Origin of the sequence: Cellulomonas timonensis, assembly GCF_900046455.1 — a bacterium.
Taxonomy (GTDB): domain Bacteria; phylum Actinomycetota; class Actinomycetes; order Actinomycetales; family Cellulomonadaceae; genus Cellulomonas_A; species Cellulomonas_A timonensis.
In genome coordinates this window covers 723,675-749,455 of sequence record NZ_FCOT01000012.1, presented here as the reverse complement: position 1 = coordinate 749,455, position 25,781 = coordinate 723,675, and the positions used below count along the sequence as shown (strand labels likewise).

Annotated in this window: 16 protein-coding genes; 5 read left to right on the top strand and 11 right to left on the bottom strand. The window is 68.8% G+C overall.

What is annotated here, in order from left to right; genetic code table 11:
* Window positions 1-173: 173 nt before the first annotated feature.
* Window positions 174-881 carry a TetR/AcrR family transcriptional regulator gene (locus tag BN3788_RS11840; protein ID WP_147525121.1) on the top strand — a complete coding sequence of 236 codons (708 nt, stop codon included), beginning with the start codon at window positions 174-176 and terminating at the stop codon, window positions 879-881.
* A gap of 4 nt (window positions 882-885) precedes the next feature.
* The gene (locus BN3788_RS11835) at window positions 886-1,836 is read left to right on the top strand and encodes a DUF5692 family protein (protein WP_066586136.1); all 951 of its coding nucleotides are present in this window, start codon (window positions 886-888) and stop codon (window positions 1,834-1,836) included.
* 106 nt (window positions 1,837-1,942) lie between these two features.
* Here the strand turns inward: BN3788_RS11835 and BN3788_RS11830 are convergent, their stop codons facing one another.
* Complete coding sequence (locus BN3788_RS11830; RefSeq protein WP_066586133.1) at window positions 1,943-2,557, bottom strand: TetR/AcrR family transcriptional regulator; 615 nt, start codon at window positions 2,555-2,557, stop codon at window positions 1,943-1,945.
* Between the two features lie 125 nt (window positions 2,558-2,682).
* On the opposite strand from BN3788_RS11830, the gene BN3788_RS11825 reads away from it, so the two are divergent.
* Entirely contained in the window at window positions 2,683-4,350 is a 1,668-nt protein-coding gene (locus tag BN3788_RS11825; RefSeq protein WP_066586130.1) for an FAD-binding protein, read from the top strand.
* A 71-nt stretch (window positions 4,351-4,421) separates the two neighbouring features.
* Here the strand turns inward: BN3788_RS11825 and BN3788_RS11820 are convergent, their stop codons facing one another.
* Window positions 4,422-5,027, bottom strand: coding sequence for a TetR family transcriptional regulator (locus tag BN3788_RS11820; RefSeq protein WP_066586127.1), 606 nt, complete (start codon window positions 5,025-5,027; stop codon window positions 4,422-4,424).
* A 114-nt stretch (window positions 5,028-5,141) separates the two neighbouring features.
* Here BN3788_RS11820 and BN3788_RS11815 point away from each other — a divergent pair, with 114 nt between their 5' ends.
* Window positions 5,142-6,590: an MDR family MFS transporter gene (locus BN3788_RS11815; RefSeq protein ID WP_082812831.1), complete on the top strand. Its 1,449-nt coding sequence runs from the start codon at window positions 5,142-5,144 to the stop codon at window positions 6,588-6,590.
* A gap of 52 nt (window positions 6,591-6,642) precedes the next feature.
* Here the strand turns inward: BN3788_RS11815 and BN3788_RS11810 are convergent, their stop codons facing one another.
* The 9 genes from BN3788_RS11810 to BN3788_RS11770 form a co-directional block, all read right to left on the bottom strand.
* Window positions 6,643-7,248: an OmpA family protein gene (locus tag BN3788_RS11810; protein WP_082812830.1), complete on the bottom strand. Its 606-nt coding sequence runs from the start codon at window positions 7,246-7,248 to the stop codon at window positions 6,643-6,645.
* Entirely contained in the window at window positions 7,245-7,895 is a 651-nt protein-coding gene (locus tag BN3788_RS11805; RefSeq protein WP_147525120.1) for a hypothetical protein, read from the bottom strand. Before BN3788_RS11805 ends, BN3788_RS11810 begins: the two co-directional genes overlap by 4 nt.
* A 117-nt stretch (window positions 7,896-8,012) precedes the next feature.
* Complete coding sequence (locus BN3788_RS11800; RefSeq protein WP_066586122.1) at window positions 8,013-8,279, bottom strand: hypothetical protein; 267 nt, start codon at window positions 8,277-8,279, stop codon at window positions 8,013-8,015.
* Between the two features lie 392 nt (window positions 8,280-8,671).
* A complete protein-coding gene (locus BN3788_RS11795) occupies window positions 8,672-11,800 on the bottom strand; it encodes a type I restriction endonuclease subunit R (protein WP_066586120.1) in 3,129 nt (1,042 codons plus the stop codon).
* Window positions 11,797-13,584, bottom strand: coding sequence for an ATP-binding protein (locus BN3788_RS11790; protein WP_066586118.1), 1,788 nt, complete (start codon window positions 13,582-13,584; stop codon window positions 11,797-11,799). The genes BN3788_RS11795 and BN3788_RS11790 overlap by 4 nt, the downstream gene beginning before the upstream one ends.
* A gap of 112 nt (window positions 13,585-13,696) precedes the next feature.
* Window positions 13,697-15,004 carry an exonuclease domain-containing protein gene (locus BN3788_RS11785; RefSeq protein ID WP_066586116.1) on the bottom strand — a complete coding sequence of 436 codons (1,308 nt, stop codon included), beginning with the start codon at window positions 15,002-15,004 and terminating at the stop codon, window positions 13,697-13,699.
* 31 nt (window positions 15,005-15,035) lie between these two features.
* Window positions 15,036-15,728, bottom strand: coding sequence for a DUF6308 family protein (locus BN3788_RS19305; RefSeq protein ID WP_147525118.1), 693 nt, complete (start codon window positions 15,726-15,728; stop codon window positions 15,036-15,038).
* Window positions 15,725-16,948, bottom strand: coding sequence for a restriction endonuclease subunit S (locus tag BN3788_RS11775; protein ID WP_199824772.1), 1,224 nt, complete (start codon window positions 16,946-16,948; stop codon window positions 15,725-15,727). The genes BN3788_RS19305 and BN3788_RS11775 overlap by 4 nt, the downstream gene beginning before the upstream one ends.
* Window positions 16,945-18,951, bottom strand: coding sequence for a type I restriction-modification system subunit M (locus BN3788_RS11770; RefSeq protein WP_315969761.1), 2,007 nt, complete (start codon window positions 18,949-18,951; stop codon window positions 16,945-16,947). Before BN3788_RS11770 ends, BN3788_RS11775 begins: the two co-directional genes overlap by 4 nt.
* 213 nt (window positions 18,952-19,164) lie before the next feature.
* Here BN3788_RS11770 and BN3788_RS11765 point away from each other — a divergent pair, with 213 nt between their 5' ends.
* On the top strand, window positions 19,165-25,677 hold the full coding sequence (locus BN3788_RS11765; RefSeq protein ID WP_066586114.1) for a DUF4011 domain-containing protein: 6,513 nt from the start codon (window positions 19,165-19,167) through the stop codon (window positions 25,675-25,677).
* Window positions 25,678-25,781: the final 104 nt, after the last annotated feature.

Genomic DNA, 25,781 nt, shown 5'->3' with positions numbered 1-25,781 from the left:
TCACCCTGGGTGAACGGCCTGTCCGCCGCCCGGGTGAAGGCCTCGCCATGCCCACGGGTGGTTGGACCAAGGTCCCATTGACGCACTGTCAATGGGGCCTTGGATGATCCATGACGGCACCCGCCCCCGGCTCCTCGGGGACGCGGCGTAGCCGGCGGTGAGGGTGGTGGATCGTGGCACGCACGGGCGGATCAGGCGCCACACGGACGGTGATGGACCCGGACGACAGGCGCGAGGCGATCATCGCCGCCGCGCGGCAGCTGTTCGCCGAGCAGGGCGTCGGCCGCACGTCCATCGCGGACGTCGCGGCCCGGGCCGGCATCACCCGCGGGCTCGTCTACCACTACCTGACCGACAAGGACACCTTGGTCGAGGTCGTCCTCGAACAGCACATCGACGAGTTCGTCGAGGACGTGCGGCGCTGGGACGCCGCGCGCGAGGTCGGCAACATCGACAAGGCCCTCGCCGACTGCGTCGCGCTGTTCCGCCGCCACCTGGGCCCCGTCGCCCAGCCGGGCGCCCTGCCGCGCATCGAGGACACCCGCCTGTACAGCAGGTTCGTCGACCGTGCCGTGCGCGCCCTCGTCGACTGCCTGCAGGACACCACCGTGGCCGCCTACGCCCAGCGGCACCGCATCGCGATCGACCACGTCCCCGAGACGTTCTACGTGCTCATCCACGGCCTGATCGGGCTGGCGGCCTCTGAGCGCAAGGTCGACGACCGCGTCCTGATGGACATCATCCGGCAGACGCTGCACCTCGATCCCAGCGACGGCCCTCTGTCTTCTGAAGGCCTGCCCTCTGAAGCCCCGCCGTCTGAGCAGCAAGCGCCCCGGCAGCAGCCGGACGCGCCCAGTCCCCTCCACCCCGAAGGCGAGTGACGAGATGTTCCTCTTCGAGTCCATCCCCTGGTACTCGGCGCTCATGTGGGTCGCGGTCGTCGCGGCCCTCATGCTCGCCAACGAGATCGCGCGCTCCAGCAAGCGCGCGGCGATCGTGCTGTTCATCGTGCTGCCGATCGTCCTGACGATCTTCGTCTGGCCGAACACCGCAGGCGAGGGGTCCAGCACCGGCAGCTGGTTCCACTGGGTCAAGGTGTACTCGGCCCTGGCCGGGTGCATCGGGTTCATGCTGCTGCGGTACTACCCGCGCATCGCCCGCAACAAGTACGCGCTGATGTTCCCCGCCGCGATCCTGGCGCTCAACATCCTCGAGGCGGTCATCCGCGACTTCCAGGTCACGTCGATGAACGGCATGGTCGACGGCGTCATGATGGTCGGCGGCCCCTGGAACGTCATGAACGGCATCGCCGGGCTGCTCAACCTGCTGACCATCTGCGGGTGGGCCGGCATCGTCATCAGCCAGGACAAGAAGCGCGACATGGTGTGGCCGGACATGGTCTGGTTCTGGATCATCGCGTACGACCTGTGGAACTTCGCGTACGTCTACAACTGCGTCGGCGACCACGCGTTCTACGCCGGCGCCGCGCTGCTGGTCTCGTGCACCATCCCCGCGTTCTTCATCAAGCGCGGCGCCTGGTTGCAGCACCGTGCCCAGACGCTCGCGTTCTGGATGATGTTCACGATGGCCGTGCCGGCGTTCGTCTCCGACTCGAAGTTCGCCGTCGACTCCTCACACGACCCGAAGGCGCTGTTCATCGTCAGCGCGCTGGCCCTCGTCGCGAACGTCGCGGTGGCCGTGTACCAGGTGCGCCGCATCATCGTCCGGCGGCTCAACCCGCTCAAGGACGAGCTCTGGACGGACCTGCCCGATTACCAGAAGGTCGCCGCGGCGAACCCGCAGCCCCGCGCGGAGGCCGTCACCGCGGACGTCTGACCTGGCAGTGCATCGCAGTAGATGAACGGGAAGGGGCTTGCCATGCGGCGGGCCCCTTCCTCGTGGCATGCCGGCGTGGCCAGCCGGCGCGGCCACGCCGACGCGGTCAGTCGTCGGGCTGGAGCTCCTGGGCGGTCGGCAGGCGCAGCGCGGGGTCGGGCACGGGAAGTCGCGACCTCGCGGGGCTGCGCATCCCGCGCAGCACGATCGCCAGGGCCAGCTCGACAGGGGCGTCCTCGGGCAGGCGGGTGTGCGCCGAGACGGCGCCGTCGAGCATGGCGATGGCGAGCATCACCTCGGGGAGGGTGAGGTCCTCGCGCACCAGGCGGGCGGCGTGGGCGCGGTCGAGCGCGGCGGAGAGCAGGCCCCGGGTCTGCTCGAACATGGCGCCGAGTGGCTCGTCGGATCCGGCGGTGCGGATGGCGGTGGCGAGCCCGGGCGCGTCGAGCTGGAGGGCGAGGATCTCGGCGAGGAGGTGCTCGAGGAGGTCGTCGCCGGGGTAGTCGGCCGCGTAGTGCTCGAGGGCGTCCATGCGCATCTTGAGGACGGCGGCGATGAGGGCCCCGCGGTCGGGGAAGTGGCGGTAGAGGGTTCCACGCCCGACGTCGGCGCGTCGGGCGACGAGGTCGAGGGGCGCGGCGGCCCCGTCCTCGCGGAAGACCTCGGCGGCGGCGGCGATGAGCCGGGCCCGGTTGCGCTGGGCGTCGCGCCGTTGGCTCACCCGTCGAGCCTAGCCGAGCAGGCCCGAGGCCTTCTGTCCCTGGCGGGCCGCGCGCGACCCCGGTACCTTGAAGTGGACGCCGGTGTCCGGTTGGCTGGCGTGTCCGACTTCGAAGGGGAAGTGCGATGGGCAAGTTCGACAAGGTCGTCGACGTCGTGGTCGTCGGCACGGGCTCAGCGGCGATGACCACAGCGCTCGCGGTCAAGGAGTCTGGCAAGGAGCCTCTCGTCCTCGAGAGCACGGAACTGTACGGCGGGTCCTCGGCGATGTCCGGCGGGGGCCTCTGGGTCCCGAACAACCCCGTCATGCGCGACGCTGGCGTCTCCGACTCCTACGAGGCCGCGCGCACCTATCTCGACGAGGTGATCGGCGACGTCGGACCCGCGAGCTCCCCCGAGCGGCGGCACGCGTTCCTCACCGAGGGGCCCGCGATGGTCGAGTTCCTGCGCGGCCTGGGCTTCCGCTTCGTCTACGGACGCGGCTACGCCGACTACTACCCCGAGAAGCCGGGTGGCATGGCCATCGGACGCGGCATCGAGGGCGACCGCTGGGACATGCGCAAGCTGGGGGCCTGGGGCGCGAAGCTCCGCGGGCTGATCCCCATGCCGGTGCACACCTACGAGGTGGCGTCCATGAACCTGTCGCTGCGCACCGTCAAGGGCTTCCTCACCGCCGCCAACGTGGTCGGCTTCCAGACCATCGGCAGCCGCCTGCTCGGCAAGAAGCTCGTCGGGCTCGGCAACAGTCTCATGGGCCAGATGCTGCACCTCGCGCTCCAGCGCGACATCCCCATCTGGCTCGAGTCTCCGCTGGTCGAGCTGATCATCGAGGACGGCGCGGTGGTCGGCGTCGTCGTCGACCACGAGGGCAAGCGGATGCGGATCGGCGCCCGCCACGGCGTCATGCTCGCCGCCGGCGGCTTCGCCCACAACGACGAGATGCGGCAGAAGCACCACCCGCACCCCATCACCACCGAGTGGACCAGCGCCAACCCCGGCGACACCGGCGAGGTCATCCAGGCCGGGATCGCCGCCGGCGCGGCCCTCGCGCTGATGGACGACGCCTGGTGGGGGCCGTCGGTGCTCAAGCCCGACGGCGCGGCGCAGTTCCTGCTCGCCGAGCGCTCGCTGCCGCACGGGTTCATCGTCGACGCGGGCGGCGAGCGGTTCATGAACGAGTCCGAGTCGTACGTGGACGCCGGACACCACCAGTACGAGCGGAACGCCACGATCGCGGCGATCCCCGCCTACCTGATCATCGACTCGCGGCACCGCTCCCGGTACCCGTTCGGCATGGCCCTGCCCGGCATGACGCCCAAGAAGCTCATCGAGTCCGGGTTCATGACCAAGGCCGACTCCCTGGAGGAGCTCGCCGAGAAGATGGGCATCGACAAGGACGGCCTGCGGCGCACCGCCGGCCGGTTCGCGCAGTTCGCCGCCACCGGCGTGGACGAGGACTTCCACCGTGGGGACAGCGCCTATGACCGCGTCTACAGCGACCCGCGGGTCAAGCCCAACCCGAACCTGGGCTCGGTGAGCAGGCCGCCGTTCTACGCCATCAAGATCTACCCGGGCGACCTCGGCACCAAGGGCGGGCTGCTGACCGACGAGCACGCGCGCGTGCTCCGCGAGGACGGCTCCGTCATCGAAGGGCTGTACGCGGCGGGCAACACGTCCGCCTCGGTGATGGGCAACACGTACCCGGGTCCCGGCTCGACCATCGGCCCCGCGATGACCTTCGGGTACATCGGCGGGCGCCGCGCCGCCGCCAAGGAGGCGACCGCGGCGCTGTAGGGGGTGCGCGCTCGGGCCCCCGGCAGGCGATCGGCCCGCGGGGGGCCCGAGTCATGCTTAACCGGCCGGGGTCAGCCGACGATGCGGCGGAGCTCCGCGCGGCACTGCCGGTAGACCTCCACGGGGTCGGCCGCGCGGCCCTCGAGCGCGAGCTCGCCCCAGCGCTCCCATGAGGCGCGCCACACCGCCACGACGATCTCGGCGATGAGCAGCACGGTGGCGGGGTCCCCGCCCTGCAGCTGCTCGGCGAGCCGGGCGCGCAGGCGCGCGGTCAGGGCCTGCTCCTGGGCGGCGGCCAGGGCCTGGAGGTCGGGCTCCCGGGTGAGCAGCCGCGCGACGCGGCGGTGCTCGTCGAGCTCGGGGTCGTTCTCGCCGGCCATCGCCGACTCGGTGGCGGCCTCGACCTTCTGCAGCACCGAGGCGATCGGGTCGTCTGCCGAGACGTCGATCGCGTCGATGGCCCGGAGCAGGCGCCGCTGGCCGGGCAGGGCGGCTTGCTCCTTCGAGGTGAAGTACCGGAAGAAGGTGCGCGACGAGACGCCGGCGCGGTCGGCGATCTGCTGGACGGTGGTCTCCCGGACGCCCTGCTCCTCGAAGAGCTCCAGTGCGGCCTGGTGGATCTCGGCGTGGGTGTCGAGACGGCGCCGGGCGCGCAGGTCGGAGGGGGTGTCGTCCATGCGGTCCTTCCTAGCACGAGCGCACGTGTGACCAGCGGCACTCCTCTGGCAGTCGCTGCCATGGTGTCACACCGTGACAGAATCGCCTGGCTTGTTTTCCAGGAAGAAGGTCCCATGTCTGACGTTCAGCTCCGCGAGGAGACCCCGGCGCTCCCGCCGGCCATCGAGACGGAGAAGGCCACCGGCCGCGTCGGCCCGGTGATCACCGTCCTCGTGCTCTCCGCACTGATCATGATCCTCAACGAGACAGTGCTCAGCGTCGCGCTGCCCAGCATCATGGGCGACTTCGAGGTCACAGCCGGCACTGCCCAATGGCTCACCACCGGCTTCATGCTCACCATGGCCGTGGTCATCCCCACCACCGGCTACCTGCTCCAGCGGTTCACCACCCGCACCCTGTTCACGGCGGCGCTGGTGCTCTTCCTAGTGGGCACCGTGCTGGCCGGCATCGCGCCTGCCTTTGCCGTCATCCTGCTCGGCCGCGTCGTCCAGGCCTGCGGCACCGCGATCATCCTGCCGCTGCTGATGACCACCACCCTCACGTCGGTCCCCGTCGAGAAGCGCGGCGCGGTCATGGGGCTCAACTCCGTGGTCATCTCCGTGGCGCCGGCCATCGGGCCCACCATCTCGGGCGTCGTCGTCGACACGCTCGGCTGGCGGTGGGTCTTCGGGCTCATGCTGCCGCTCGCCGCGATCGCGTTCGTCGTCGGCCTCCTGCTCATCAAGGCCACCCACGACGTCACGCGCCCGCGCCTGGACGTCGGGTCGGTCGTGCTGTCCGTCTTCGCCTTCGGCGGCATCGTCTACGGGCTCGCCTCCATCGAGGCGCTGCTCGACGGCGGCCTGGCGCCCCTCGCATCCCTGGTGATCGGCGTCCTCGCGCTCGTGGTGTTCGTCCGGCGCCAGACGCGCCTGCAGCGCACCGGCTCCGTGCTGCTGGACCTGCGCCCGTTCACCGTCCCCACCTTCCGGGTCTCGGTGATCATCGTGATGGTCGCCATGGCCACAATGCTCGGCACCGTCGTGGTGCTGCCCATCTACCTGCAGGCGGGCCTCGGCGTGAGCGTCCTCACGACCGGGCTGCTCATGCTGCCGGGCGGGCTCATCCAGGGCTTGTTGTCGCCGTTCGTCGGGCGCCTCTACGACAAGGTCGGCCCGCGCCCCATCGTCATCCCCGGCGCGATCCTGCTGTGCGGCGGGCAGTGGCTGCTCAGCACCATCGGCGCCCACACGTCACCGGGCGTCGTCGTGGCCTGGCACGTCATCTTCTGCATCGGGATGTCCATGCTCATGACGCCGCTGATGACCGTCTCGCTCAGCGCCCTGCCGCGTGAGCTCTACGCGCACGGCTCCGCGATCATGAACACCCTGCAGCAGCTCGCCGGCGCGGCCGGCACCGCGCTGCTCGTGGCCGCGATGACCATCGGGGCAGCCGCCGCGAGCGGATCCGGAGCGCAGGCGCAGGCCGTCGGCACGCAGAAGGCGTTCCTCCTGGGCGGATGCCTCGGGCTGATCGCCGTGGTCGCCGCGCCGTTCGTCAAGCGGCTCCGCGCGCACGACTGACCTGCGGAGAGGCTGCCCGCGTGGGGCCGATCGAGGTGCGCTCCGATCGGCCCTACGAGGTGGTCGCGTAGGTGAGCTCGACCCGGCGGTTCAGGGCCCTGCCCGCCGGGTTGTCGCCGCCCTCGCCGGTGTTCGAGGCCACGGGGACGGTGCTGCCGTGGCCGGTGACTGTCAGCACCAGGTCGGGGCGCGTCGCCGCCAGCACGTCGGCCACCGCCTGGGCTCGGGCCTGGGACAGCGGCACATTGACGGCGTCCCCGCCGATCGAGTCGGTGTGCCCGTCGACGGCCACGGCAGCGCCCTGGCCGATCGCCTGGGCGATCTCGGCGAGCGCCGCGCTCGCCGCCGGAGTCAGCGTCGACTCGCCGAAGTCGAAGAGCAGGTCCGACGTGAGGGTCACGACGGCGGCGCCCGCCTCCTTCTTCGTCTGCTCGAGCCCTCGCACAGCGGCCGACCGCGACAGGTCCAACACCGCCGACGCGGCGTCCAGGTCCAGGACGGCGTCCGCGAGCATCGCCGGGGTGATGACGGCCTGCTCCAGGCGGGCCAGGTCGGCGTCCTGATCGGCGGCGGCCGGGGTGGCCCACGACATGAGCAGCGCTGCCGCGAGCGTGGGCACGACGACGCGGCGGTGCGGCATGCGGTTCATCGGGCTCATGGCGCGGGGGTCGGCTGGACGCCCGAGAACGCCGGCCAGCCATCGGCCACCAGCACCTCGAAGACGGCATCATCGTCCTCGGGGGCCGGGAGCACCGCCCACGCCTCGACGGTGGTGTGGTTGGGGATGTTGAGGAACAACGAGTCGGACGGCGACACGAGTGCCGTGCGCGCGCAGGTCTCCTGGCCAGCCCTGTCGCCCTGCCAGGAGCCCTCGGTGCACAGCGAGCGGTACTGCTTGAGGTTCACCGGGTCGGTGAGGACGGGCGAGTTGGACTGGGCGAGCCCCAACTTGAAGAGGCTGACAGCCTCATCGTCGGGCGCGTCGTCGTTATCCCACCGCAGCGCCCAGCGCAGCGTCATCGCGTCGCCCTTGACCTCGAGCGCGCGCAGCGTGGTGGTGATCGTTCCGCCGACGTCGTCGCTTCGCGTCGTCACGTCGAACGTCTGCTCGGCGAGCACCGCCGACGTCGTGAAGGCCGCGCTGTCCGCGCTCGAGGCCGCCTCCGGGCTCTGCTCCTGGCCAGCGGAGGGGGAGCCGTCCGCGTCCGCCGGTGCTGTGGGCTCATCCGAGGACGTGCACCCGGTCAGGAGCAGCAGGGTGATGAGCGCGGCGGGCGCGAGCAGGCGGCGGGGGTGGGTCGGCATGTGGTTCTCGGGCTCCATAGCGCAGAGGCCGGAGGGCCGACCGGGGAAGGGGTATCGAGGGACGATAACCCGCAAGTCGGCAGGTTGGGCCGTGAATCGCCCATCCGTGGGCCTCGGTCACACGATGGTGTCGATCGTCCCCGTCGCGGCCGCCTGCGCGATGGCGATCTGGTCGGCTGTGACCGCCGCCTGCGCCGCGGCGATGACGGCGGCGTCGGCGCCCTCGCGCTGGTGCCGGGCCAGCGTGCGCTGATCGGCGGCGAGCTGGCGCTGCAGCTCGGTGGTCGTGGCGGAGGTGCTGGCGGCGGAGGCGCTGGTGGCGCTGGTGATCTGCACGGCGGTCTTCTTCCAGGTGGCGGTGCGGCGCATGTCGGCCGTGCTCATCCCATCGGCCAGGTCGCGGCGCCCATGACCTCGACCCGCCTGAGAGGAGCCTGTGAGTGCGGGGACTTACCCGGGCGACGTCAGGTCACACCTCATCGCGGACGGCGCCGCGTGGGCAAGGCGTTGTACCGCCAGGGCGGACGTGCGGAGAGCGGCGGCGCGCAAGCACGAGGTGGAGGTCTTCTGCCGGAACTGGCCGGCACGGCTGACGCCGGCCACCGACGAGATCGTCGCGCGGGTTCAAGAGGGCACGCCGCGGATGGGGCTTCGCGGGTTCGCGCACATCAAGGTCAACGGACGCAAGGGGCGCCAGCGCTGCCTACCGGAGCACCGCGGTCATGCTGCTCGACCACGTCTTCGACGTGATCTAGCCCGGTCGGCGCCGCACGATCTCAGCTGGCCTCCCCCGCTCCTCGAGCGAGCTCGTAGACGATCTTGCGGGCCATCGAGGTGAAGAACGTCGTGGTGTCGGAGTCCTTGAAGACGCGGTCGATCAGGCCGGCGTTCGCGTCGTGCCGGTCCAGGACGAGGCCTTCGAACTGCTTGTCGAAGACGTAGCCGAAGTTCTCCTCGGTGTTGGCCCTGGCTGTCTGCTGGATGTGGGGGTCCTCGGCGGCGTACTCGAAGGTCTGCTGGACCCAGACCTTGTCGGCGTCGGTGAGATTGCCGCCGAGTCGGTCGTTGATGGCGGCGATGACCTGGTCGATGAGCGCGAGCTCGGCAGTCGACTGCGATCCGCGGCCGCCACCAGTGAATCCGGGCAGGATCTGCTCGCCCAGCCCGGCAACGAGTGAGACGTCGTCGTCGCCGGTCTTGACGATGCGCAGGTGGGAGAGGTCGACGGCTCCGACGTCCACGGCGGCGTCGTGGCTGCGGGGGAGACGCTGAAGCAGAGCCTTGCCGTAGAGGTGCAGCCTCTCGAGGTCGGCGTCGTGGAACGGGATCACCTGGGCGAGGAACGCGTAGGCGCGGGTGTAGTTGCGCAACGTTGACCGGAACTCCTCGGCCGTCTCGCGATCGTCTTCGAGCAGGTGCACGTACCGTTCCAGGGCCGGGTCGGTGAAGTGGTAGAGCTTCGCGTGGGCGGCAGAGTCGCCTCCGGCGGCCAAGAGCGCGCCAACGTAGGAGTCCATCTCGGACTCGACCAGCAGGCCGAAGCCCATGACCTCGGTCTGCGACGCATAGAGCAGGTTCGGGTCGGTGGGCTCGGTGATCGTGGTCTCGTAGAACGGGGCGAACGACTCGGCGATGTCGGCGGCCTCGTTGGCGAAGTCGAGCACGAAGACGTCGTCCTGCGACTTCACAGGATGGGTGCGGTTCAGGCGTGAGAGGGTCTGCACGGCCTTGACGCCCTCAAGCTTCTTGTCCACGTACATCGTGGTCAGCAACGGCTGGTCGAAGCCGGTCTGGTACTTCTCAGCGACGACCAGCACGTGGTAATCGCGATCCTGACCTGCGCCTTCGCGCCCAGCGAGGGGGTCGTCTGCGGACGTGTAGGTGAAGCGTTCGGGGAGGGAGCTCTCACCGAATCCGTTGACCATCGGCTCCGTGTAGGCGACCCCGTTGTCGTCGACCACGCCGGAGAACGCGACGAGTGCGTGGAGGCCTTGGTAGCCCTTGCGCTGGATGTAGGCAGCAATGGCGGCGTGGGTGCGCACGGCGTGCAAGCGGGACCGGGTCACCACCATCGCCTTCGCGCGGCCGCCCAGCCGGTGCGCGGTGTGGGCGCGGAAGTGCTCGACGATGATCTCCGCGCGCTGCGCCATGTTGGACGGGTGCAGGGACGCGAACCTGGCCAGTTCAGCGGCCGCCTTCCGCTTGTCGACCTCGCGATCCGAGGTGTCGGATGACGACGCCCCGTGCGGCCCGGTCCTGGTCAACTTGTAGTACGTCGCATACGTGACGTAGTTGCGCAGCACATCGAGGATGAAGCCCTCTTCGATGGCTTGCTTCATCGAGTACACGTGGAACGGGCGGTACTTGTGGTCGTCGCCCAGCGTGCCGAAGAGCTCCAGCGTCTTGGCCTTGGGGGTCGCGGTGAACGCGAAGAACGACAGGTTCGCGTGTCGCCCTCGCGCCAGCGCCGAGGACACCAAAGGGTCAGACGCGTCCTCGGCCGCCTCAGCGATCGCGTCGGCCACCTCGGCAGCGACGAGGATCGCGTCGCCATCGCTGGACACCGTCGCGTCGACGCCCTGGGCGAGGACTTGCTTGAGGGCCTTGGCCGTCTCCCCGGTTTGCGAGGAGTGCGCTTCGTCGACGATGACCGCGAACCGTGACCCTGCGAGCGTGCTTGCCGACTCCAGAACAAAGGGGAACTTCTGCAGGGTCGTGATGATGACCTGCGCGGTCTCGCCGGTCAGCGCCTTGGCGAGTTGGGCGGACGTCTTGTCGACCTTCTCCACGACCCCGACGGTGTGGTCGAACTGGAAGATCGTGTCCTGCAGCTGGCGGTCCAGGACCACCCGGTCGGTGATGACGATGACCTTGTGGAACACCTTGGAGTTCTCTGTGTCATGGAGCGACGAGAGCCGGTGGGCGAGCCAGGCGATCGTGTTCGACTTGCCGGACCCGGCCGAGTGCTGCACCAGGTAGTTCTGCCCAGCGCCGTGCTCTGCGGCGTGTGCGGACAGGCTGCGCACCGCGTGCCACTGATGCAGACGCGGGAAGATCAGCGTCCGTGCGTGCCACGGCTTCTTGCCGACGGGCTTGCCCTTGCCAGGCGCGACGGGGTCCTCGACGTGCAGGAAGCGCCGTAGCAGGTCGAGCCAGTTGTCCGGGCTCCATACCTGTTCCCAGAGATAGGCCGTCTTGTAGCCGCCATCAGGGGTCGGGTTGCCCGCCCCGCCCTCGTTGCCGGCGCCGCCGGTGCCCAGGTTGAACGGGAGGAACCGGGTGGATGGTCCGGTGAGGCGCGTCGTGAGGAACACCAGGTCGGGGTCGACGGCGAAGTGAACGAGAGCCCGCCGAGCGAACAGCAGCTCCTTGGGCGAGCGGTCCCGGCGGTACTGTGCCTTCGCGTGCTCGACGTCCTGGCCGGTCAGGGGGTTCTTGAGCTCGGCAGTCGCGGTAGGGATGCCGTTGACGAACAGCGCCAGATCCAGCTCGCCGGTGGTGGTCGCCGAGTAGCGGAGCTGCCGCGTCACACTCAGGCGGTTTGCCGCGTGCAGGCTCACGAGCTCGTGGGAGAGCGTGGAGGCCGGGGCGAAGAACGCCAGGGAGACCTTGACTCCGTGGTCCTTCATTCCGTGGCGGAGCACGTCCAGGGGGCCTCGCTGATCCAATTCAGCGGCCAGGTGCTCGGCGAACTTCGTCCGCCCGACGGCCTCGTCACCGCCGTAGTAGCCGAGGATCTTCTTCCAGGCCCGAGGCTGGGTATCCGTGAGGAATGCGAAGAGCTGTTCGACGTCGAGCCCCCAGGCGGGCCGATAGCCCTGCGTCGAGCCGCGATGCCAGCCGGCGGCCAGCATCGACGCCTCGATCGCGTCTTCGAACTTCTCCTCGAGGTGGACCTGAGTCATCGTGATCCTTCCGTGGACGTCGCGGCGGCTCCGCCGACGAGAGTCCATGCGTTCAGCGGGCTTCTGCGGCTGGCCGCCGTCGGGCGGACGATCCCGGCGTCCTCCAGGATCCGGAGGTGGCGCAGCACTGCTTGAGGGGACAGGCCAAGCGTCGTGGCGAGGTCGGAGGTGGAGCGCGGGCCACCTCTGAGGAGGGCTACGACCTGCTCACGTCGGCTCGAGGTGCCGGGGCGGGCTCCGCTGAGGGTGGGCAGGTTGAGAGTGAGCGGGGAGTGCGTGGATGCCGCGAACGCGGGGGTCAGGTGCCAGGTCGTCCATCGTCCTGAGCTCGTCCGGTCGATGAATCCGCTGGCGGCCAGCGCCGACAGCTCGCGAGTGGCCGTGAGGGAGTCGCAGCCGGTGAGGCTCCGGTACCCGGCGTTGGAGAGCTGCTCGTGACGCCGCAGGTAGGCGAGGCCGAGGCGCTGGCGGTCGTTGAGCGACATCGTGTCGAGCGTGGAGAGCCAGGCCGTGGCGTCGTCGTCCAGCAGTCCGTGATTGCGCAGTTCGACGCGGAACGACCGGACGTCCGAGGTGAGGATGGGCGGCTCCATCCCGGCAGAGCGCAGCATCGCTGCGGTCGCGAGCAGGCCGGAGCCCCGGTTCTCGCAGACGGTCCGGGCAGTGCCCGGGATCTGCACGTCTTCGAGGAGTTTGGCGAGGACGGCGTTGCGTGATGACGAGACGCTCTCGGAGAGGAGGTCCTCGGTGGCGATCGGACCATGGAGCCCACCGGGGCTCGTCACCACAAGCCGGTCCGGGTAGAGCTCGATCCTGACCTGCGTGCCGTGCGCGAGCGGGTGGTAGTCCCGGTGCATGAGCGCGTTGGCGATGATCTCCCGCAGCGCCTCCGTCGGGTACTCCCATCGGTCCTCGCGCCCCAGTCCGACGACGATGGAACGCCGTCGCATGTTCCGCATCAACGCATCGACTGCCGACGAGACCTGGTGGGGGATCGGGCCGTCGATCGACTGGTTGTCGAGGAACCGCGTGCCGTCGCTCAGAGGCGCGCCATCGTTCGTGGGATAGACCACGAACGTCGTGTCGAGCTGCGGGACGTACTGCTGGGGGTAGACGCCCAGGGCGAGCAGGCCAGCCAGCGTCACCTTCTCGTGGCTGCCGTCGGTGGTGAGCACCCCGACCATGCGGAGGATCTCGTCATCGCTGGCCCGGGTGAACACGGGGCCGCGTGTGCTGCGAAGCCGACGCACCAGCGCCGACACCAGCTCGGGGTCCAGGTCGGCGCGGCTCGCTCCCTCGACGGGAGCCATGTCGTCCCGGGGTTGACCGTGCGACGCGTGGAGGACGTGCACCTCGTAGGTCGTGAGGCGGCGGTCGCCGTCATGCGTGCGGAGGTACGAGCCGCGTTCGATGCCCCGGGTCTTGACGTAGCAGGGCTTGCGGTCTGCGGGGAGTTCTTCGATGCGGGCCGCCACGACGGGCTGGCCGTCCACCGCGACGATGTCGACGTGCGCGCGGATCGGTGGTTCGACGGCATCCGCGCACGTCTGCGCGATGCCATCCGCGAGGCGTCGTGGGTCGATGCCGACGGGAGTGAACCCAGCGGCCTCGTCGAGGCCGAGCAGGATCAATCCGCCCCCCGCGTTGGCGAAGGCTGACACCGTCTCGGCGAGGCTCTGCGGGGGGCCGTGCTCAGCGCGTTTCGCCTCGACCCACTGCAGATCCGTCGTCGCGAGCCGGAGGCGCGCCACGGCGTCGTCGGCCTCGCTCTGCAACCCCGGCATCGCAGCTCCCCACATCAGCGTTGCCGACACCGTACTTGCATGTTGTGAGTCGTGTTGTGAGTTTGGGTGATGAGTTGTGAGGCGGCGCGATCTGCGCCTGATTCGCGAGAGTTCACGGTGCGGGGCGGCGCGCGACGAGATCCTTGAGCAACCCTGAGAAGGCGTGCTCGGTGACGATCGGGATACCGTAGTCGGCAGCCTTGCGCGCCTTCCCCGACAGGCTGTCCGGGTCGGCGGCGACGACGAGGGCGACCTTCTTGGTGACGCTCGGGTGGGCCACGACCCCGGCGCGGGAGGCGCGTCCGACCCAGGTGTCACGGGGCTCGACCATGTCCCCAGTGAAGACCACCAGGTCACCGACGCGAAGTCGGAACTGGGCCGGGGAGATGAACTCGGCGTCCGTGCCCGGAACCACGGGACCCGTGGACGCGGACGACAGCGCCCGGTCGACGTCGTCGGCCGAGAGGCTGAGCAGGGTGGCGACGGCACACAGGTCCTCAACCTCGTCGTCGGTGACGACACCGTCTGCCCATGCAGTGCGGGCGAGCGCGTCGAGGTAGGTGCGGTGGAGTTGCAGTGCCGTGGGCCGGTCGATCCCCAGCTCGACGGACGCACGCGCCAGGCCCTCCTGCTCGCGGACGGACACGACCCGGTCCAGCAGCGCACGGTCCACCAGCGCGAGGTACTGCTCGCACTCCCACGTCTCGGCCGTCCGAGGCAGGTGGTCGACGAGCCGGGCGAGGAACGGAGTCTGTCGTTCGGCGGCTGACCCGCGCCGCACGCACGCGATGTCCTTTGCGGGGATCCTCGGCCACAGGGCGGTCTTGGCGAGCTCCACGGTGTCTGCCCATGGGGGCTGCCACACCGGCATGCTGCTGCCCAGAAGGCTGCGTCCTCGTGCCCCGGAGGGCATCCCGGCCTTGTGCAGGTAGTGCCGCAGCAGCGAGGCGGTCACTGTTGCGTCGGCGAGCGCCTCATGCGCGTCGGTGAGCGTGATGCCGGCCGTCGCGCAGCACCCGGCGAGGGAGCGCGGCGCGTGCGGCAGCAGCCGAGAAGACCACTGCATGGTGCACAGCGTGGTCTCGGCGACGAGCGGCACGTCGTGCCCGAGGGTGCTGAACTCGTGTTGGACGAACCGCCTGTCGAACGACGCGTTGTGGGCGACGAACACGCGCCCGACGAGCAGTGCCGACAGCGTGCCGGCGATCTGCGCGAACGTCGGCGCGGTCAGCACGTCGGAGGCGCGGATCCCGTGGATGTGCTGCGGCCCGAGGTCGCGCTGGGGGTTGACCAGGGTCGCCCACGACGCCTCGACCTCGCCGCCTGGCGAGACCTGCACGACGGCGATCTCCACGATGCGGTCGCGGCCACCCGGGAACAGCCCGGTGGTCTCGACGTCCACAACGGCGTACCCGCTCACGACCTGTCCTCTCGTCCGGCGACATCTCGCGTCAGTTATCGGCACCCGGCGAATGAAGGTTGATTGCCCCTGCCGACGTCCGGGCGATCGAGTCCTTGCCCGTCCTCCAGGCCACGACATCGAAGACTCGGAGCGGCGAGATGTCCTCGCCGATGCCCGACTCTTCGCGGAGGTCGACGAGGTGCCGCTGCAGGGCGCGGTCGTCGGCGCGCAGAGCCGCGTTCAGTGACGCCCAGAACCCGCCGATGGGCTGGACGAGCTCCTGGACCACGGAGTCGTAGACCGGGATGAGGCGGGGGCGCTTGCGGGGGAGGAGCTTGCTGACCGTCGTCGGGCCCAGGCCGGGGATCGACCGCAGCTCGGTCTCGAGCCGCCAGGGCGCCCACTCAGGTCTGATCGCGTCAGGCTCGACATCGACGAGGTCCAGGTCGGTGGGGATCTGACGAAGCAGCTCGTGCAGCCGTGAGCGGCGGCGCTCGAGGATCTCGAGTGCTGCGCGGCCAGGCACCTCGACCGAGAGCAGCGTCACGGCGACGAGGTCTTCGGGCGTGAATTGGTACGCGACGGCCGGCCGGTCGCCACCGCCACCGAGCCGCTCGAACCGAGAACCTGTGTACCCGGCCGCCGAGGTGACCGGCGCGAAGTAGTCCCGCAGATACGGAACAGCGTGAGTGCGGCCGGAGGGTGTGAGCGTCGACGGGATCGCGAGCCCTGCTGCAGTCACGGTGTCGCGTTCCCGGCGGTGGTCACATCGATCTGACCCGTGACGGCAGCAGTGATAAGCGCTTGGCGGCGCATCGATATGAGCGACGCTTGCCTGGCATTCGCCGAAAGCAGTTCGTCGCGCACCTTGACTGCAGTGGCAGCTTCCGTTGTGAGCGAATCGCGCGACGAGCGTTCTGTCGGCAGTGCAATCACGAAGTTGCCGAGGTCGCCGACATTCAATGTCGGTTGAGCAGTGTCCCCTTCGGTAGCGAGCTCCACCTGGCGCTTGAAATCCGCCGACTGCGTCCACAGCCAAAGGACTCTCGACCCGATGGTGTGTGCGGGCTGGAGGCGGGCTACGGCCCTGGCAATGTTCGAGCCGGCCACTACGGATGGCACGACGGCGGATCGGCCGACAGTGCCAACCACTGACACGAGGAGATCGCCTTCTGCCACGACGGTGCGGGCATACTCGAGAGATTGTCGCCGGTCTATCTGAGCCAGTTGCTCCGCTCGCGCAGGGAGGTCTACGAGATCGTTCACTCGAATCAGCCGGACGCCACCGTCGTCGATGAAGCGAGGAACGAGGACTCCGTAGGACAGTCGTTGCCTCAGAAGGTGCTTGAGCCGCGTTGTCGGTAATTGAGGCCTGATGAACAGGTCGTCGAGCGCGCGTTGGGTTCGGTCGACCACTGCTGCTGCCTGGCGCCTTCGGAGGGCAAGGAGACGATCCATCTGCCCGGTCTCGGCGTCGAGGAAGTCGGCGATGCGGCGCTGCTCGTCGAGGTCTAGGTCGGCTACAGGAAAGGATCGGAGATACTCGTCAGGCACACGCTGTAGGCCCGCAACCCCTTGAAATGCGGAGACGCCCTCAGATAGAAACGGGGCCGAGCGGCACACGTATCCAAGGAAGCGTGGATCGCTGAGACCGGGTCGAGCGCGAATGATATGAAGTTCGGTTGTGCCTGCGCCTGCGGGTGTGTCGAGATCGGCAATCGCTACTCGGCCTGCTTGAAACGTGGGGGTAACTTTGGGCACGAGCACATCGCCTGTTCGAAACCGTGTATACCCGGTCGAGACGTCGGTCTTGGGGCGACGCCGGGAGAAGTCCGCATGGCCGTCGGCCCAGACTGTCTCTAGCGGCAAGAAGGTCACTTCATCGTCGTCGGAAAGCCGATCGAATTCCACTGTGCGCGGGTTGACTTCCGCTAGGTGACGGAGGGGGATGGTCTCCATCACGCCGTCACCTCGCCCAGCAGCCGCTGGATCTCGGCCTCGAGGGCCTTGAGCTCCGCGTCGATCTCCGCGAGCGGACGCGGTGGCGTGTACACGTAGAAGTGCCGGGTGAAGGGGATCTCGTACCCGGTCTTGGTCTTGGTGTGATCGATCCAGGCGTCGGGGACGTGGGGCAGGACCTCGCGGGCGAGGTAGTCGTCGACGTCCTCGCCGAGAGGGACGTTCTCGTTGTCCCGCAGATCGGGGTCGGGCAACGGGTGGCCGTGGCGGTCGGTCTGCAGCTCGCCCTCAGGGTCGGGCGTGGACACTGCGGCCCACAGGACCTTGTCGAGCGCGGCGAACGTCGGTGCGCCGTGTGAGACGAGCGCGGCCTTGAGCCCTGCCTGGAAGGTCTTGCGGGTGCTGCCGTCGACCTCGGCTCCACCATCGGGAAGGAGCAGGCCCAGCGCCGCGGTCAGTCGCTCCTGGTCGGCCGGCGCGAGCGCCCGGAACGGCTTGCTCGCGCGCACCGTCTCGATGGCGTCGTCGGTCACCTCGAAACGCAGGCGCAACGGACGTTCAACGGTGATGCGCTGGTACCCGAACGCCGTCGTCGGGAGCACCTTGACGCGTGCGTGGTCGGGGCTCTCGGGGTCGGCGGCGGTGTCGAGGGCGTCGGCGTACCAGCGGGTGATCTGCGCGATCTGATCGGGCGAGGTCTCCTTGCGCTTGTCGCCGAGGGACTTGCGCATCTTGGTGAACTGGTCGCGTGCGTCAAGCAGGACGACCTGGCCCTTGTGCTCGGGGCGTTTGCGGTTGGAGAGGATCCAAAAGTAGGTGGAGATCCCGGTGTTGTAGAAAAGCTGGTCAGGCAGGGCGACGATGCCCTCGAGCCAGTCGTTCTCCAAGATCCAGCGGCGGATCTCCGACTCCCCGGAGCCGGCGGCGCCGGTGAACAGCGGCGAGCCGTTGAAGACGATCGCCAGGCGGGAGCCACCCTCGGAGAGCGGCTTCATCTTGGCGATCATGTGCTGCAGGAACAGCAGGGAGCCGTCGTTGATGCGCGGGGTGCCGGCGCCGAACCGGCCGGCGTAGCCGCGGGCGGCCTCGTCCTCGACAAACGTCTGGACCTTCTTCCACTCGACCCCGAACGGTGGATTGGCGAGCATGTAGTCGAAGGACTTGTCTGCGTGTGCGTCGTGCGAGAACGAGTTGCCGAGGGCGATGTTCTGGGCGTTGTGGCCCTTGAGCATCATGTCCGAACGGCAGACGGCGTAGGTCTCGGGGTTGAGCTCCTGGCCGAACAGCTCGAGGTTCGCGGCGGGGTTGTGCTCGCGGATCCAGTCCTCGGCGGTGGAGAGCATGCCGCCGGTCCCGCAGGCGGGGTCGTAGATGGTCTTGACGATGCCGGGGGTTGCGAGGGTCGAGTCGTCGTCATCCAGCAGCAGGTTGACCATGAGGCGGATGACCTCGCGCGGGGTGAAGTGCTCCCCGGCGGTCTCGTTGCCCGCCTCGCTGAACTTGCGGATCAGCTCCTCGAAGAGGTAGCCCATCTGCAGGTTGGTGACCTTGTCCGGGTGCAGGTCGACATCCGCGAACCGCGCGACTACTTGGTACAGCAGCCCGGCCTCGTCCAGCTTCGTGATCTGGGCGTCGAACCCGTACTTGTCCAGCACCTCGACGGCGCCAGGCGAGAACGCGTCGATGTACAGGCGGAGCGAGCGGGCGATGTGCTCCGGGTCGGCGAGCAGCCCACGGAAGTCCAGCGGCGAGACGTTGTAGAACGGCTGCCCCGCCGCGCGGCGCAGGATCGGGTCGACGTTGCCGACACCCTCGCCGAGGGCCTTCACCTTGGCCAGGACAGCGGGCTTGGTGGGCTCCAGCACGCAGTCCAGTCGCCGCAGGACGGTGAGCGGCAGGATGACCTTGCCGTACTCCGCCTGCTTGTAGTCCCCGCGGAGCAGGTCGGCGACCGACCAGATGAACCCGACCATGTCGTTGTAGCCGTTCACCGGGCGTGCCTCCACTGCTGAGCTGTGCGGGGTTGTTGTGGAGCAGTCTGCCTCAGACCGCCGCCCTTCCCGTGACGCGCGCGTCGTCGTACCCGTCTCGGCTGGCGCCTCTCCGCTACGCCATTCGGGCGATAGTCCGTCGAGCGGTCGCGCAGCGCTGAGAGGCTGTCTCACCGCGCGGTGCGACGCCCTCGATCGCACGCGGCGACACACAGGAGTGAAGGACTGATGAAGCTCACCCAGAAGGAACGCCAAGGGCGCGGGCTGGACGTACTGGCGGCAGGACTGATGGCCTTCGTCGACGTCCGGATGCAGCAGTCCGTCGCGGGTGCTCCCTGGCTTCCGCTGTACGAGGCGAAGGAGTCCGAGCGGCGTGGGCGCGCCTTCCGTGCGGACCTGGACGACCCGCGACTTCTGCTGCGCATCGTGCGGTTCGAGCGGGGTGTGTTCACTGAGATCGACGCCACGCAGCGAGCGTGGATCGACGAGCTGATCCAGGCGTCGAACCGCGCGGCGCACACCATCAGCCTTGAGCAGGCGCAAGTGGACCGCGCGCTGGACACGATGACGCTGCTCGCCCGGTCGTTGGGGTTCGCGGAGGCGGCCACTGAACTGGTCGAGCTAAGGGTTCTCGGCACCGCTGACGAGAACGCTGTCGCCGCTGCGAGTGCGGATGAGGGCACTGCCGCCGGAGAGCCCATATCCGCTGCGGCGCTTGTCGATCCCACGTCCACGGTGCAGACCGCTGTCCGCGTGCCGGAAATGGACGGACCGCGGGGCACCGTCGTGCTCTCCGCCCGCGTTGGCGATCTCGACGTGGTGGTCCTCGCACACGAGTCGTTGAATTACGCGCTGGTGCACAACGGCGCAAGCCCGGTGGTGCGGCTCGCGGTGCACAACCGTGGTGAGGTGGTGGCCGAGGATGTCCGCGTCGGGGTCAGCCTCCGGCTGCCGGACGACGTCTCACGCTCGGCGATTGCCGTCCCGCTCTCGGTACACCTCGGCGACGTGCGCCCGGGGCAGCGCGTGGAGGCCCCGCATGCGGCCCTGGCGTGGCAGTTGAGTCCCTCGGCATTCCTCGAAATCGACGAGAGTGCCGTCGCGGTAGCCACGCTCGAGGTGGAGCGCGGTGGCGTTGTGCACCGCGACGAGGTCACAGTGCGCGTCCTCTCCGCCGACGAGTGGTGGGCACGCAGCTCTGCGGACTCTCTGGTCTCGTTCGTCCGTCCGAACGAGCCGGCCATCGCCGAACTGCTCGGTGAGGCGAGCGTGCTGCTCCAGGAGCGGACAGGCAGTCCATCGCTTCAGGGCTACCAGGCGGGCCCCGAGCGGGCGCACCGCATCGCGCGGGCCGTGTACGACGCGATGGCTGCTCGTCAGATCACGTATGTGGAACCGCCAGCCTCGTTCGAGGGGACCGGACAGAGGATCCGTAGCCACCGCGAGGTGCTTGACGACCGCATCGGCACGTGTCTCGACCTTGCCTGCACCTATGCCGCTGCTCTCGAGCAAGCTGGCCTCGCCCCCGTGCTGGTGGTCACCCGGAATCATGCGTTCTGCGGGTATCTCACCGAGGACACGCAACTGCCAGAGGCCCTAGTCGAGGAGCGGGGCGGCATCGTCACCATCGCCGACTCGGAGTCGTTCGAAGCGATCGAGACCACAGCGCTGACCGCCGGTGACAGCCAGCGGGACTTCGATGCCGCACGGGCTGAGACCCGCCGGTGGTGGACGTCGCGGCTCGACGAGGTGCAAGCGCTCATCGATGTCCGGGCGGCCCACCGTTGGTATCGTCCGCTGCCCACGATCCGACGCGAGGGTGACGTCCGCATCGTCGAGACGGTGCGGGAGATCGCCGTTGCCCAGGCGCTCCGCATGCCCTCGGGGGATACAGCGCGCACGCCGTCTGTGGCGGAATCGGCACCCGCCCGGATCGCGCGATGGCGACGATCTCTGCTGGACATGACCTACGCGAACCCGCTGCTCAAGCTCAAAGCGGCGTCGACATCGACGCTCCACATCCCCTCGGCGGCATTGGGCGCCCTCGAAGACCTGATTGCCGGCGGAATCTCGATCGAGCTCTCTCCCAGTGACCAAGTTGCCGCGATCCACCACCTGCACGGCTCTCGAACCGCTGCCGACGTCGACGCGGACACTCTGCGCTCCGAGCTCCAGGCCGGGCACCGCGTGTTCGTTGCTCACACCGCGACGGAGTACGCGACCAAGCTGAAGGCGCTCCTCCGGCGAGCAGCCACTGCGCGCGAGGAGACGGGCACCGACAGCCTGTACCTCGCGCTCGGCTCCTTGCGGTGGACCGAGCAGCGCAAGGAGGGACACGCCCCTTTGTTCCTCCTCCCGGTCCGGCTCGTCGGGGGCCGCGGCTCCACGGCGTTTCGCATCGAGCGGGACGACACGCGCGATATGGAGCCGAACTACTGCCTGCAGGAGAAACTCCGGGTCAGCTTCGGGCTCGAGTTGCCTGAGCTGGTGGATCCGGGGACCGACGATTCGGGAATCGACCTCGATGGCGCGTTCCGCAGCATCCGCTCGACTCTCCTCCGCGCGAAGGCGACTTCGTTCTATGTGGAGGAGACGGCGCACCTGGCAACCTTCCAGTTCTCCACCCTCGGCATGTGGCGCGACCTGGACCAGAGTTGGGAGGCCCTAGTGCGCCGCCCGGCAGTGCGGCACATCGTCGAGACGCCAGGCAGGCCATTCGATGACGGTGTGGAGACCCCCGCAAACGACGACGCGGCCGAGGCGACGACGTATCTCCCCATCCCCGCCGACGGGTCCCAGATCAAAGCAGTGCGCTGGGCCGCCGCAGGGAAGTCCTTCATCCTTGAAGGGCCTCCGGGTACGGGGAAGTCGCAGACCATCACCAATCTCATCGCACACTGCCTCGCCGAGGGCAAGAAGGTGCTCTTCGTGGCCGAGAAGCAGGCGGCGCTCGAGGTGGTCCAGCGCCGACTTGACGCTGTCGGTCTCGCGCCGTTCAGCCTCGACGTCCATGGCGCCAACCAGACGGTGTCGGCAGTGCGGAGCCAGCTCCAGAATGCGCTCGAGTCCTCGGCGCAGGGCGATGCGAGTTGGAGCACGCTCCGCTCGACGTATCGAAGCCTCGTCGAGTCCCTGTCGCACTATCCCCGCCACCTGCACGACGAGGGCCCCGCCGGGCTGTCGGCCTGGACTGCACGCCAGATCGTGCTCGAAGTGACCGAGTTGGCGTCGGATGGTGTTCCCCAGCTGACGGTTCCGCGGTCCTTGGTGATGGGCGGCCAGCCGCTCGATGACGTGTACGAGCTTGCTCATGACCTCGGTGACGCCTTGCAGGGCCTCGGGGTCGCCCCGGCGGACTCGCCGTGGCGTTTGGCCGGGCCGCTCGCTGCGGGGGAGCGGCTAGACCGGCCTGCGATCGAGAATGCTCTGGCTTCCCTTCGCGCCGCAGAAACAGCCCTGACGGGAACGCCCGCAGTGAATTGGCTCGCTGGCCTCGCCAACACGTCAGCCCAGGCGCTCGTCCTCGCCGAATGGCTCGATGCCGAGCGGGCGGGCGTCGCGCGTGGTCTGCGTGAGGCCTCGACCGTGGTGACGCCAGAATGGCGTCGGCTGGCCGGGGATGTGCTCGGCGGTGTCGAGCACTGCCGCGCGACCTTTGGCGCGCAGGTCACCGGCTTCGCGCCCGAGGTGCTCGAGCGAGACATCGACGCCCTCCTTGCCCGATCCATCGCCGCAGACAAAAAGTTCTTCGGGAAGAAGAAGGCGCGCGCAGCCGTCCTCGCGGAGCTGCAGCCCTTCCTGGCGAGCGCCGACTCTGTCGAGTTGTCGCGGCTGACTCCCGTCTTGCAGGGCCTGACAGCAGCACGGCATGAGTTGGCCCGGCTGGTTCCGTACGTTCGGACGCTGTCTGGCCTCGACCTGCCGCCGTCGTTCAACCCGTTCCGGGAGGCAGACCTCACACGGCTGACCGGCAGGGTGCGTGGATGGGAGGCGTCCGCCGCACTCGGGGCGGCGCTCGGCGCCAGCGAGGACCTCGACCGTGCGACTGCCGACGTCTTGACGTCTGGTGGTCCCGGCGGGGCGCTGCTCCGAGGATGGGCGCAGGCGCGTGAGGCATTGATCGCCACACTGCGCGCCGAGCCCGCCGACCTGGCGGCGTGGACACGCGACTCTGGTTGGCGTGGTGCGCGCGAGCGCACGGCCGCGAGCTGGCAGGCAGACGCCGTGGATGGGGCATTTGTGCAGTTGGAGCGCTGGGTGAGGTCAGCGAGCGCCCTACGGCGTTTGCGCGAACTCGGCCTCGAGGACCTCGAGACGAGGGTGCTCAACGGCGAGCTGCGCGGGCCCGACATCGAGAGCTCGGTCCGCCTGGCGGTTTCCCTGGAGATCCTCGCAGAGCGGCTTGAGACGACGAATCTCGTCGGATTCGACTCCGCCCAGCACTCCGGCGTCGTCAGGCGCTTTGTCGAGACCGGCGGCGATGTTCGGCGTCGCCTGGTCGAGGAGTTGCCCGCGCGCATCGTGGCTTCTCGGACGTTCGATGCCCAGCAGCAGCGCGGAGATGTGGGCGAGCTCCGGCAGCAGATCAGCCGGCGCCGTGGAGGATTGACGATCCGGCAGCTCATGCAGCGCTACGCGCCGATCATCACGGAGGTCACGCCCTGCTTCCTGATGAGCCCGAGCTCTGTCGCTAGATTCCTGCCGGCGGACTCCGTGGAATTCGACGTGGTCGTCTTCGATGAGGCGTCGCAGATCAGGGTGCCCGAGGCGATCGGGGCAATGGGCCGCGGCAAGGCAGTGGTGGTGGTCGGCGACTCGCAGCAGATGCCGCCATCGTCGATGTTCGCCGCCTCCGGCTCGGGTGGAGATGACGAGGAAGTGCTCGGAGACGACGAGCTGCCCGTCCCGGTCGACATGGACTCGATCCTCAGCGAGACGGTGGAGTCCAACCTCCCGCGCCTGATGCTCTCGTGGCACTACCGCTCCCGAGACGAATCCTTGATCGCCTTCTCCAACGAGCACAGTTATGAGGGTCGACTCGCCAGTTTCCCGACGCCGCCCCGGGAGGGAGGCGCACCAGCGGTGCAGCTGCGCCGCGTGGACGGAGCATGGGAGGGCGGCTCGGCACGCGCAGCCCGGGTGAACCGTGCCGAGGCGCAGGCTGTGGTCGACGAGGTAGCACGACTTCTGGGTGACGACCCATCACGCAGCATCGGTGTGGTGACCTTCAACACCCAGCAGCGCAATCTGATCCTGGACATGTTGGAGCAGCGGGCAGACACGGATCCGGTGATCGCAAAGGCGCTTGGCCAGGCCGATGAGCCGTTGTTCGTTAAGAACCTGGAGAACGTGCAGGGTGACGAGCGAGACGTCGTGCTCTTCACGCTGGCGTTCGCGAAGGATGCCAAGGGGAAGGTGCCACTCAACTGGGGACCGCTAACCCGGGCAGGAGGAGAGAAGCGGCTCAATGTCGCAGTGACGCGGGCCAAGGAACAGGTTGTTGTGTTCGCGTCCTTCGACCCGCATGAGCTCGACCTGTCGTCGTCCCGATCGATCGGCCTTGCCCACCTGAAGGACTACCTGCTGCTCGCCCGTGACGGCGCCCAGCATGCGCTTACCCGCAGAGCCCCCGTTCGTGACAAGCACCTGCAGCAGGTTCGCGAACGTCTCGAAGCCGCAGGACTGGAGACTCGGGCAGGTGTGGGCCTCTCTGATTTCACTATCGACCTCGCAGTCCGCAGTGGCCTCGATGCGCCATGGCTCGCCGTGCTTCTCGACGGCCCACGATGGGCCGCCAGGGAGAGCGCCGGGGATCGCGACGGGTTGCCGCGCACAGTGCTCACCGAACAGATGGGCTGGGCAGACGTCGCCCGGATCTGGCTTCCTGAGTGGCTGCGCGACGCTGATGCGGTCGTTCAGTCGATCGTCACGACGGCGGAGGGACTGTCACATGACGGCAATCGGCTCGCGCCAGCGATCAGAACTACCGGTACGTCGGCCTCCGATGCCCCGACAGCTCAGGCCTCGCCGGGCGTGCAGAGCGACTCGAGGATCGGCGGATCGCCCCACGCCCCGGCGGCTGCCGTCAACGCACTCCGTGCCTCGGGATCTGGATCCTCGGCGCTGCCGCCAGCAGCTCTCGAGCGGGCTGGCCTCGAGGCGCCGCTGCAACTCGAGCCCGACCACACGGAGTTCCTCGCTGCCGCTGTGGATGTGCGGCACACGCGCGACGTTCTCGACGCGACAACAAGGCGCGCTGCTCTGCTCATCACCGCGGAGATGATGGACGTCGTGAACGCGGAAGGGCCGATCCTGGTGGACCGGCTCGCTCGAGTGACGGCGCGACGATTCGAGCTGGCCCGCGTGCGGGGGAGTCGAGCCGAACAGATGCTCCGGATGCTGCCCGGCGGGGTCGTGGTGCGGAGCGCGAACGGCGATCTCGTCGCCTGGCCGCGAGCCCTCGAGCCGAACTCGTACGCCGGGTACCGCGTACCGGGGGAGTCTCGCGACGCTTCGGACGTTCCTTACGAAGAGCTTCGGAACGGGATGGTGGCGGTTGTGCGCGGTGCGTTCCGCATCGACGAGGAGGAACTGCTGCGGGAGACGGCCCGTCTCTTCGGATGGTCGCGGCTCGGCAGCAACGTTCGAGACCGTCTGGCCGGCGTGGTTGTCGCCGCTGTCACCGAGGGCTTCCTTGTTCATGATGGCGGTCGGCTGAGAGGGGCGGCAGGGCGTCTCTGAACATGACTGCTAGGCGCCTTCGCAGCGCCCGGGGAAATCCGACCAAGGCATTGGCGAGGGGAATCTCGGGCGTGGCGCTGAGCGAACGCGCGGCCCGCCGCCAC

Excerpts from the sequence above, each read along its gene's own strand:
- BN3788_RS11790 (WP_066586118.1), bottom strand. The coding sequence starts at position 13,584 with ATGCCGGGGTTGCAGAGCGAGGCCGACGACGCCGTGGCGCGCCTCCGG.
- BN3788_RS11820 (WP_066586127.1), bottom strand. The coding sequence starts at position 5,027 with ATGGACGACACCCCCTCCGACCTGCGCGCCCGGCGCCGTCTCGACACC.
- BN3788_RS11765 (WP_066586114.1), top strand. The coding sequence starts at position 19,165 with ATGAAGCTCACCCAGAAGGAACGCCAAGGGCGCGGGCTGGACGTACTG.
- BN3788_RS11825 (WP_066586130.1), top strand. The coding sequence starts at position 2,683 with ATGGGCAAGTTCGACAAGGTCGTCGACGTCGTGGTCGTCGGCACGGGC.
- BN3788_RS11795 (WP_066586120.1), bottom strand. The coding sequence starts at position 11,800 with ATGACTCAGGTCCACCTCGAGGAGAAGTTCGAAGACGCGATCGAGGCG.
- BN3788_RS11800 (WP_066586122.1), bottom strand. The coding sequence starts at position 8,279 with ATGAGCACGGCCGACATGCGCCGCACCGCCACCTGGAAGAAGACCGCC.
- BN3788_RS11815 (WP_082812831.1), top strand. The coding sequence starts at position 5,142 with ATGTCTGACGTTCAGCTCCGCGAGGAGACCCCGGCGCTCCCGCCGGCC.
- BN3788_RS11810 (WP_082812830.1), bottom strand. The coding sequence starts at position 7,248 with ATGAGCCCGATGAACCGCATGCCGCACCGCCGCGTCGTCGTGCCCACG.
- BN3788_RS11805 (WP_147525120.1), bottom strand. The coding sequence starts at position 7,895 with ATGCCGACCCACCCCCGCCGCCTGCTCGCGCCCGCCGCGCTCATCACC.
- BN3788_RS11835 (WP_066586136.1), top strand. The coding sequence starts at position 886 with ATGTTCCTCTTCGAGTCCATCCCCTGGTACTCGGCGCTCATGTGGGTC.